General features: G+C 45.8%; 7 protein-coding genes and 1 pseudogene. All 8 read left to right on the top strand.

What is annotated here, in order from left to right:
* Nucleotides 1–241: 241 nt before the first annotated feature.
* The 8 genes and pseudogenes from AB1797_04565 to AB1797_04530 all read left to right on the top strand — a co-directional run bounded on the left by AB1797_04565 (nucleotide 242) and on the right by AB1797_04530 (nucleotide 10,100).
* Nucleotides 242–811, top strand: a pseudogene (locus tag AB1797_04565) (fimbria/pilus outer membrane usher protein).
* Between the two features lie 835 nt (nucleotides 812–1,646).
* A complete protein-coding gene (locus AB1797_04560; GenBank protein ID MEW5766885.1) occupies nucleotides 1,647–1,787 on the top strand; it encodes a hypothetical protein in 141 nt (46 codons plus the stop codon).
* 155 nt (nucleotides 1,788–1,942) lie between these two features.
* Nucleotides 1,943–2,968: a FemAB family XrtA/PEP-CTERM system-associated protein gene (locus AB1797_04555; GenBank protein ID MEW5766884.1), complete on the top strand. Its 1,026-nt coding sequence runs from the start codon at nucleotides 1,943–1,945 to the stop codon at nucleotides 2,966–2,968.
* Between the two features lie 322 nt (nucleotides 2,969–3,290).
* Nucleotides 3,291–4,496: a TIGR03087 family PEP-CTERM/XrtA system glycosyltransferase gene (locus AB1797_04550; GenBank protein MEW5766883.1), complete on the top strand. Its 1,206-nt coding sequence runs from the start codon at nucleotides 3,291–3,293 to the stop codon at nucleotides 4,494–4,496.
* A 162-nt stretch (nucleotides 4,497–4,658) separates the two neighbouring features.
* The gene (locus tag AB1797_04545; protein MEW5766882.1) at nucleotides 4,659–6,053 is read left to right on the top strand and encodes a GNVR domain-containing protein; all 1,395 of its coding nucleotides are present in this window, start codon (nucleotides 4,659–4,661) and stop codon (nucleotides 6,051–6,053) included.
* A complete protein-coding gene (locus AB1797_04540) occupies nucleotides 6,053–7,531 on the top strand; it encodes a putative O-glycosylation ligase, exosortase A system-associated (GenBank protein MEW5766881.1) in 1,479 nt (492 codons plus the stop codon). Before AB1797_04545 ends, AB1797_04540 begins: the two co-directional genes overlap by 1 nt.
* On the top strand, nucleotides 7,522–8,697 hold the full coding sequence (locus AB1797_04535; GenBank protein MEW5766880.1) for a glycosyltransferase: 1,176 nt from the start codon (nucleotides 7,522–7,524) through the stop codon (nucleotides 8,695–8,697). Before AB1797_04540 ends, AB1797_04535 begins: the two co-directional genes overlap by 10 nt.
* Complete coding sequence (locus AB1797_04530) at nucleotides 8,694–10,100, top strand: radical SAM protein (protein MEW5766879.1); 1,407 nt, start codon at nucleotides 8,694–8,696, stop codon at nucleotides 10,098–10,100. The genes AB1797_04535 and AB1797_04530 overlap by 4 nt, the downstream gene beginning before the upstream one ends.
* Nucleotides 10,101–10,107: the final 7 nt, after the last annotated feature.

Raw genomic sequence — 10,107 nt, 5'->3', positions numbered from 1 at the left:
AAGTCCTCCGTCAAATTTGTCGATTCTTTAGTAGAAGCAAATCTTTCTCCCGTTCTCATTTAGTTCTCCTTTCTGCTGGGCTATTGAATCCTCCATTACATAACTCGGCAGAAAGGAGCTTTTTTTTTAGCTCTTTATATCATAACTCCTACCTATAAAAGAAATTGTATCGTAATACAAAATAGCCACACCCTATTCGGCTGACTACAGAAGGAGCGGAGATTAGAATAGTTATGATCTAAGACTATCCGGAGGCATAGCCCTGGTCAAGGGTCGCCTTTATCCTTCAAGGTCTATCTATGACGGCTTTGCCTTAATAAAGGTAGATAGTCTTAAGGGGGTGAGGGTTAAATATGATAACGAGGAGATTGGCCAGACCAATAAGAGGGGAGAGATCCTTGTTCCCGGGCTTATATCCTATTACGAGAACCGGCTGTCCGTAGAACCGGTGGATCTGCCTCTTGACTACAATATCCTTGAGACCAGAAGGTGTGTCTCTGTGCCCTACCAGGGTGGGGGCCTGGTAGAATTCGGGGTAACCAGGCTCCAGACCTTTGAGGGGAGGTTCTCCTGGATGGAGGATGGGAAGAAGGTCCCGGCTGAGTATGCCGGATTACAGATAGAGGTTGAGGGAAGAACCATAGAGGCTATAGTGGGTAAGGATGGGGAATTCTATCTTGAGAATATCCCGTCCGGAAGGTTTCCTGCCCGATTATTCAAGGGGGACAAGGGGTGTAATTTTGAGCTGGTTATACCCAAGAGTGATGAGACGACAGTAGATTTGGGCGACGTCTATATCGAGGGAGAGTAAAGAGATGGTCAAAGATAGAGTCTGAAGGGAGATTAAGAAACCAGAATGTCTAAAAAATTGGATAAGGATGTCTATTTTAAAAGACACTATTTAACCTAAAATTTAATATAGACTTATAAAATTTTTTACCCCATAAGGTTCCAATTGTGTTGTTAAATTTAAACACCAAAGAGAGGACCAGGCAAAGGGGAAATTAAGGCTAAGATAGAGGGCAATATCCTGCTAACCAAAGATTTATTTACGGCTGCCCAAATAATTTTTCGAGTTGGCATAAAATTTGCTATACTACTAAAGTAACCCGCACCCACAATCTGGAAAAGAGGGGGGGATCATTTCTCTTTGGTAAATTAACGGTGTAGCCGAAAAAAAAGGGGGAATATAATCCTTCCTCAAGCTGTATTGTGAAGAAAGCCAGGTAGAGAAAAAGGTGCCTGGCTTTTTCTTTTTTAGCTATCTACCAAGTTAGGTCAGGACCCATTGGCGATCTTTATCCTAAAGGGGGTGGTTTGGTGCGGGCCATTACCTTCCTTTAAGGTATAAGTTCAGTCAGATAGGTCCTGACCTACATATTTGGAGCTGAGAGCTGAGAGGTCTCAATTCTCTACTCTCAACCCCACCGTTCTTGTTTGGAGATTTCTCTGAAGCTCAGACCTTAACAGAGGTTCGAAAGGCAGCCGGCGAATATAAAAAAGAGAGGAATTGTTCGGATTGGGCCCCCAACAATACCTCTCTTGACTTTGGACGTATGGATAAAGGGGTTTTTCTTGTCTTTACCCACACTACATTTTTCTTATACCATAAGAATCATGTTCTGTCAAGGAGATGTCCCAAAAAAATGAAAAAATTGGGGCATTACCGTATCTTTATCCTGAACAATTCAGGCGGCATGCTTGTTTTTAGGGTGAATACCCTGAACGAGGGATTAGCCGTAAAGATGATTGTAAAGAAAATTGGCATTCAGGCTGTTTCTAATTAAGATTATTGGGGGATATCAGGGAAATGATAACGGCTAACTCTTGAAAAATAAAGCATTAGCATGGTGGGGCCAAAAAAAATTTTTAGTTAGGCAAAGTTGGCCTAAAAATTGCTGTAATAAAAAATGTCAGGTCAACGAAGGTGAGGAGGACTAAAATGAAAGTCAGAACCTTTAGTCAGGAATGGACCCAGAAATGGGATGATTATGTGAACCGGCATCCTGAATCCAGTTTTTTCCATCAAATCGGTTGGAAGAGAGTCATCGAGCGCAGTTTTGGACATAAGAGCCGGTATCTGCTGGCAGAAGAGGAGGGAGATATCCGCGGGATACTGCCTCTTTTTAGCATTACCAGCAGGCTTTTTGGCAGGTCTCTTGTCTCTCTGCCCTTTGCGGTTTACGGGGGGATGTGTTTTGATAATCGGGAGGCCGAATGCCTCATAGTTGATGAAGCGAAAAGAATAGCTAAAGAGGAAGATTTTGAATATCTTGAACTCAGGAATATAAAAAAGAATGGGCTCGATTTCCCGGTAAAAAATCTTTATGAAACCTTCATTAAAGAGCTGCCGGCCGATCCAAGGGAATGCTGGAGAAGTCTCAAAAGAAAGGCCCGCGGTTCAGCCAAAAAAGGCGTGGTTTCTTCCCTTAAGGCAGAGATGAACCCGGACCGGTTAAAGGAGTTTTATGACATCTACAATCATTCCCTGAGAAACCTGGGGACCCCTATCTTTTCTTTTCGATTTTTCCAAAACCTGCTGGAGGAATTTGGCCGGAAGATAAATATCCTCTCCGTCAAGCTCCATGATAAGGTAATTGCTTCTGTTATGGTCTTCTTCTTTAAAAACACCGTTAATCCTTACTATGGAGGAAGCCTTAAAGAGTATTTAGGCTACTCTCCCAATAATTTCATGTACTGGAAGCTGATGGAATATGGCTGCAACCAGGGTTATCGATATTTTGATTTTGGTCGATCAAGGAAAGATGCTGGTTCTTACCATTTCAAGGAACATTGGGGAATCACGCCGCAGCCTTTGCCTTATCAATATTATCTCAACAAAACCGATAAGATTCCTAATGTCAGTCCGGCTAACCCCAAATATGATCTGCCTCGAAGGATCTGGAAGAGGCTGCCCCTCTCAGTAACCAAGGTCTTAGGTCCCCCCCTGGTTAAATATCTGGTCTAATTGCGGATTTCGGATTGCGGATTGCGAATCGCGGATCGCGAATCGCGGATCGCGAATCGCGAATTAAAAAACAACAACCCGATAAATAGCTAAAGTTACCGTAATGTCGTAGGCTATCCCATTATTTTCTTCGTGACTTAGTGGCTTTGTGGCTGAATAGTTACTTTTTCGTTTAATTCGTTAGATTCGTTTACCAAAGGTTCTTTAGCCATTTGTCGGGTCATTGTAAAAAATAGATTCGCGATTCGCAATTCGCAATTCGAGATTGCGGATTGCGGATTCTTCATTCCGCAATCCGCATTCCGCAATCCGAAATTACGCTATGAATATATTATTCTTATCCCATCGCCTCCCTTATCCGCCTAATAAAGGGAGCACCCTAAGGAGTTTTAACATCATCAGGCACCTGGCCAGAGAACATCGTATTTCTCTTCTCTGCCCCATCCTCTCTGAGGCAGAGTCAAAAAATGTGGCCGGGCTGACGCCTTATTGTGATGATATTGGGGTGGCTAATGTGGGGGGTTGGTCAGCCAAATTTAGATTGGGATCCGCCCTCCTTTCAGGGAAGTCATTGACCGTGGCTCATTTCTACTCTCCAAGGTTGTCTAAGATGGTAAAAACAAAGATAGATAAGGAAAGATTTGACCTGATAATGATTCATTCTTCTTCTATGATCGAATATATCAAGGATATAAAAGGAATACCCAAGGTGGTTGATCTTTGTGATGTTGATTCGGATAAGTGGAGACAGTACGCCGAATGGAGCAGACCACCTCTTTCCCTGATTTATCGTTGGGAGGCCGGACGGCTCCGCCGGTATGAGGCTGAAACAGCCGCCTCTTTTGATTATTTAACCTTTATTTCCAAGCAGGAGGAAGAGGTGTTCGCCTCTTTTGCCTCTCATCCGGCTATCGAAATTATTCCTAATGGAGTAGACAGTGACTACTTCCAGCCGCCAGCAGTAGAGGCCAGGACAGAATACGACCCCCATGCGTTAATCTTTACGGGGGTAATGGATTATCTCCCCAATGTAGATGGAGTGACCTACTTTGCCCGAGAGATTTTTCCTCTGGTTAAAAGCCGGCTGCCCCGGGCAAGATTTTTCGTGGTCGGCAGTTCACCGGCTAAGTCGGTTAAGGCCCTGGCTAAAATAGAGGGGGTGGTAGTTACCGGTGGTGTACCGGATGTTCGTCCCTACCTTATTAATTCGGCGGTCTCTTGTGTTTCCTTAAGGATGGCCAGAGGCGTTCAGAACAAGATCCTGGAAGCTATGGCCTGTGGGACGCCGGTAGTAACTACCTCTAAGGCCTTTGAAGGACTGGATGCCCTTCCGCCTCAAAGTGTGCGGCTGGCGGACACACCCTCCGAGTTTGCCCAACAGGTAGTAAAGATAATGACCGACCGGCAGCTAAGAGCCAAACTTTCGGTCGAAGGACAGAGGTTGGTTAAAGAGAGATACAACTGGGATACGCTGCTAAGTAAACTCGACCAAATCATGTCAAGAATTGGATGCCAAAAGTCAGATTAAGAAACTTTAAGCGGGGGATTGATTAAAAAGATATAATATGGTATAATATGGTTAGAATAGCCAATAGGGCATTCTTCTCTATTGGCTATTTAACCTAAAGGGACCAAAGGGACCAAAAGGACCAAAGGGACCAAAAGGGCTATTGGCTAAGGTGTAACTAAGATGGCGAGATTCAGAAGAGAAAAAAATATTTGGGATTATTTTCAGATCGTTTATAAGCACCGTTGGGTGTTTCTTATCCCCTTCTGTGTGATTACCCTGGGGGCAACCATTGGCAGTTTCTTTCTCCCCAAGGTCTATGAGGCGGAGACAACTATCCTCTTTAAAGAGAAAGGGTTAATGAATCCCTTAGTGAGTGGTTTGGCCTACCAGGTGGATGAGAAGGATTGGGTGAGAACCTTAGAGGAAGAGATCAAAAGCTGGCTTATGCTGAACAAGTTGATTGACAAATTAGGACTGGCTAAAGACATTGTCCCTGGCGATAATTTCGCCCGGGAAAGGTTGGTCAGGGGTATAAGGGACCGGATTAGTATTAATGTCAGGGGGTATAATGTGGCCAAGATCTCATATCGGGGAAATGATCCCAAAGAAGTTCAAGAAGTAGTCAATACCATTGCCGACCTCTTTATTGAAGAGAACCGTTCTGAGCAGGGGAAGGAAGCCAGCGAAGCCATTAGTTTTTTGGAAGAGCAACGTGAGACTTACTTTCAACGCCTGACAGCTTCAAGGGAGGTCCTGGCCAGATTCCAACAGGAACATCCCCTTGAGCTCCCGACCGACCAAAAGGCAAATTTAGAAAGGCTGGTTGAGCTGGAAAGTTCGATCAAGCAAAACGAATTAGCCATAGAGGATACAAGCCGGGAGTTGAGGTTAGCCAAGGTTCAACTTCCTATGAGCGGAAATAGCGTTAAGACCTCTACGGCAGATCAATTGCGGCAAGAGCTGGCTGAGCTTACCAACTCGCTGAAGAAATATAAAGACCAGTATACCGAAGGCCACCCGGCGGTAATCGCCACCCAGGCAGAGATCGAGGCCAAGAAGCAGGCCATGGAGAGGGAAAAATGGCAAATGCGATTCAGTTCGGAGGCCAAGCCCGGTCTAACTACCCAGGCCCTGGAAGAAAATATAGCCAAGTTAGAGGAGCGGTTGGCCTCCCTGAAGCAAGAACAGCATAAACTTCTCACCCTTAAAAACGAGTATGAACAGAGGACAAGAAATATTCCCATTCAGGAACAACAGCATACCAAGCTGGAGCGCGAAGTGGAATTGAACGCTAAACTCTATGCTATGATCAGTGAGCGTTTGGAGAATGCCAGGATTTCCCATCGACTGGAGGGAGAGAAGGAAGAGGGGCCTTTCAAGATACTCGATCCGGCCAGGTATCCTATTTTCCCATCGGCGCCGAGGAAAAAGTTGATTGCCTTTTTGGGCTTATGTATTGGAAGTATTATTGGGTTTATTGGCTGCCTGGTGCGGGAACAGATCCAAGTAAATTCATCATTAAAGGAGATAAGGGAGACGGAAGGCGAGCTTCTTAAAAGAAGAAGGGCGGCGTAATGATGGCGGATGGCGCACCCACTTCGTGGGTACCCGGGATGGCGGATTTTAGGTTTAAGTGGCGGCGGTTTTATGATGAGGCGAGACCCTGGGGGGAGAATCTTCCGGAGATCAGCCGGGGCAAACATCTGATTCCTGTCGTCCTTTTCGTAATAGCCCTTGTGGCTACTTACTTTATTTTATACTATCCTCCTCGTTATACCCTGGCCCTGTGGGTCACCCTGGCCGGACTTGTTTTTATATTTAAAGAACCATTTTGGGGGATTGTTATTTTTTATGCCCTGGCCTTCATCAGACCGCAAGATATCTTCTGGGGACTTAAGGACTTAAGGTTATCATTGATGGTCTCTGGCGCGACCCTCCTTTCCTGGCTGTGGGATAGGCTCAAGCGATCAGACTGGCGGATCGTCATGGCCAGTCAGAATATCCTTATTCTTGGTTTATGGGGTCAGATGGGGCTTTCTCACCTTTTTGCCTTAGCCCCGATGATAAGTGAAGAGTCCCTGATCGACTATTCCAAGATATTTATCTTGTTCTTCTTAACCATTAATATTGTCAAATCTTTTTCTTTATATCGCGCCCTCTGTTGGGTTATTGTGGCCTCGCTGGGAATAATGGCCCTGCGGGGGGTATATCAATATGGCATTTCAGGCTATCCATTTATTAATGGGCCAGGGGGGACAATAGAAGATAACAACCACTTTGGTCTGGCCTTGGTGATGGCCGTTCCCTTTGCCTACTACTTGATATTGGTAGAAAAAGACTGGTGGAAGCAGTTGCTGGCCGTTATATTTGCCCTGGGAATGGTAATAGCTATTATGGCTACCTTTTCCAGGGGCGCCTTTCTGGGGTTAATTCTGGTTTTGGGAGGTATCTTTCTGAGGGCCAGGAAAAAACTCGGCTTGCTTTTACTCGGTATTATCTTTGGCCTGGGGGCCTTAGCTGCCCTGCCGTCTGAGTACTATAATGAAATAAGCTCCATAAAAAGCTATGAAGAAGATGTCTCGTCTATGTATAGATTATACGCCTGGAGGGCCGGCTGGGAAATGATCAAGGAATATCCTTATACCGGCATAGGGTTGAAGCATTTTGAGCATATTACGGCCCAATATATGAAGAAATTTCTTCCCGCCGGCGAGAAGAATATGGCCGCTCATAATTCTTATATTCATCTAGCGGCTGAGGCCGGCATACCGGCGCTGGTCTTCTTCTTGGCTCTACTCGGTTTTTCCCTATGGGGACTCAAACGCATCAGGGAGATAGCCCCCAGAAGAAGCCCTCTTATCTATTTTTCTTATATGATCGAATTAAGCTTTTGGGGATATATCGCTTCCGGCTTTTTTCTCTCAATGGAAGACTTTGAGCTGGCCTACCTCCTGATGGCCATGGTAGTAGCTCTTAAAGGGATAGTTATTAATAAGCATGTTCTTAGAATCGGCCCCTGGAAAGGGCGTGATGAGGGATATTCATGGACATAAGAAAGGCTTTGGCCAGAGACCAGGTTTCGGAAATATTCATGAAGACAAGAAAAGCCGTGGCCCCTTTTCCGGCTAAATTAGAGGCCAATCCATATTGCGAACTACTTTATACCCATATTGAGGCCCTGGGTGTGCCGGTAATCAAAGAGGCTGATTTTACCTGCCGGTGGCTGATTCAGAACCGGCGCCAGGTCAAGGTCTTACATTTTCACTGGCTTGCCCATCGATATCAACATTGGCGGGGGGGTATATTTAGCTTCTTCACCCTGACCGTATTCATGGGACGGCTGCTGTTGGCTCTTCTTTTAAGATACAGGCTCGTTTGGACCATGCATAATTATCTACCCCACGAAAGTCCTAACCGGGTGGTTGACTATATGGCCAGGTTATTGATGATTAATCTGGCTAAGGTAATCGTCCACTGCGGACCGGCCAGGGACCTTATCGCTAATAAGGTTATCCATAAAAAGAAGATATCCGTTATCCCTCACGGGAATTATATCTCTGTCTACCAGAACGATATTGGAAAAGGTGAGGCCAGAGAGAGGCTGGGACTTCCTCCTGAGGCCAAGGTCTTTCTTAGCTTTGGCCTCATAAGAGGATATAAGGGAACAGAGCGGTTGATCCGGGATTTTGCGGGATTAAATCTTTCCGGGGCATATCTTTTAATTGCCGGCCAACCTTACGAATCGGCTGAGGAGGAGATGATTAAAAGACGGGGAGGGATGTCTCCAGTCAACATTCAGTTTCATCTCGGATTTATCCCCTGCCAAGAGGTGCAGTATTTCTTTAAGGCCGCTGATGTGGCGGTCTTTCCTTTTGAGCAGATCCTGACTTCCGGCTCGGTTATCCTGTCTCTTTCCTTTGCCAGGCCGGTGGTGGTGCCCAGGCTTGGCTGTATGAGGGAACTTGAAGGAAGCGGGGCGGCTATCCTTTATGATAATGAAGACCCTGAGGGGCTTAGCCGGGCGCTTGGGGAGGCCCTCCAACTCGATCTTGATCTGGCTTCTAAGGCAGCCTTTGAGTTAGCCAATGATCTCGATTGGCAGAAGATTGCCCAAAGGCATATTGAGGCATACGGATTGCGGAATGAAAAATCCGAAATCCGCAATCCAAAATCCAAAATCCGAATAAGAGGATCAAATAAGAGGATAACAGACAAATGAAGATTGGTCTTGTTTCACCGGCATGGGATGTGATGGTCAATTCATATCCCCCATTAGGTTTAGGATATCTGGCGGCCAGCCTCAGAAGAGAAGGACATGAGGTGAAGATATTTGACTTTGGTTTAAGACCCGGTATGGAGCCGGATCAGGAAGCAGATGAGGTGGTAGGGTTTAAACCTGATCTGGTAGGGATCACCGTCTGGACGCACCTCTATTATCACTCCCTGGAGCTGGCCCGGGAGATAAAATGCCGGAATCTGAATATACCTATTGTCCTGGGCGGGCCTCATATCACGGTGTATCCTTTGACGGCCTTTGAGGACGGATTGATTGATTATACCATTTACGGCGAAGGAGAAGAAACCATCGTTGAGCTGGTTCAATCCTTAGAGGGAAAGATCGCCCGTGAGGAGATCAGGGGACTTTGTTATCGAAATAGCGGTTCGGCCGTAAAGAATGATCCTAGGCCCTTTATTACCGATCTGGATTCTTTGCCTCTTCCGGCCAGAGACCTTCTGGAGGTTAAAAAATATCCCCTGCGCTCGAATGAGGGAGAGCCAATGACCACTATTCTTACCTCCAGGGGTTGCCCTTATTCTTGCATCTACTGTTTTAAAGGGCTATTCGGAAAAAAGTATCGAGAGAAAAGCGCCCTCCAGGTGGTAAATGAGATTGAGCAGGTAAGACAACAAGAGGGCATCCAAAATTTCTATTTTGTAGATGATCTCTTTGTCTTCAATCGTAATCGATTGCATCAAATAATTTCTCTTCTTAAGGAGAGGGAGATTAAGATTAAATGGCAGTGTCTGGCCAGGGTAGATAAATTAAAAAAAGAGGATTATCCATTGATGGCTGAGGCGGGATGTTACGGGATACACTTTGGTATTGAGACAGGGAATGAAGAGATAATGAAGCAGATTGGCAAACACATTACCCTGGATCAAGTCAGAAAGGCGGTCGGCTGGGCCAGAGAGGCCGGGATAAGGACCAAGGGATATTTTATGATCGGGCTTCCCGGAGATACTAAGGCCACCATCAGACAGACCCTGGAATTTGCTATTGATATCGATCTGGATGAGGCTATGTTTAGCTTGACTACGCCTCTTCCAGGGACTGAGCTTTGGGAGATGGCCAGAAAAAAAGAGGGAGGTCTGTCAGAAAGGGAGGCCTTTAGCCAGGCCTTTTATTTTACGGCCGGTCAGGCGGACTTAAAGCCGCTTTCCAATCTCTCTGGGGGGCTTAGTGATGAAGAATTGGTTCGGTTTGCCCAGCAGGCCCCGGGGATATTCTGGAAACGATGTCTTAGAAAGAGAGAGTTTCGGGAGAGATTTGGCTATTATCTGGGGAGTTTGGTCTATGGGGTGTCTTTGTTGAGCCGGCTTAGAGCCAAAGGCCGTTATTAGTGAGGCA

It is taken from the genome of bacterium (assembly GCA_040753085.1).
Taxonomy (GTDB): Bacteria; UBA9089; JASEGY01; order JASEGY01; family JASEGY01; genus JASEGY01.
This window is presented reverse-complemented; position numbering and strand designations above follow the sequence as displayed.

Bases quoted from the DNA above. Each gene is read 5' to 3' on its own strand.
- AB1797_04555 (MEW5766884.1), top strand. From the start codon at position 1,943: ATGAAAGTCAGAACCTTTAGTCAGGAATGGACCCAGAAATGGGATGAT.
- AB1797_04540 (MEW5766881.1), top strand. From the start codon at position 6,053: ATGATGGCGGATGGCGCACCCACTTCGTGGGTACCCGGGATGGCGGAT.
- AB1797_04530 (MEW5766879.1), top strand. From the start codon at position 8,694: ATGAAGATTGGTCTTGTTTCACCGGCATGGGATGTGATGGTCAATTCA.
- AB1797_04560 (MEW5766885.1), top strand. From the start codon at position 1,647: ATGAAAAAATTGGGGCATTACCGTATCTTTATCCTGAACAATTCAGGC.
- AB1797_04545 (MEW5766882.1), top strand. From the start codon at position 4,659: ATGGCGAGATTCAGAAGAGAAAAAAATATTTGGGATTATTTTCAGATC.
- AB1797_04535 (MEW5766880.1), top strand. From the start codon at position 7,522: ATGGACATAAGAAAGGCTTTGGCCAGAGACCAGGTTTCGGAAATATTC.
- AB1797_04550 (MEW5766883.1), top strand. From the start codon at position 3,291: ATGAATATATTATTCTTATCCCATCGCCTCCCTTATCCGCCTAATAAA.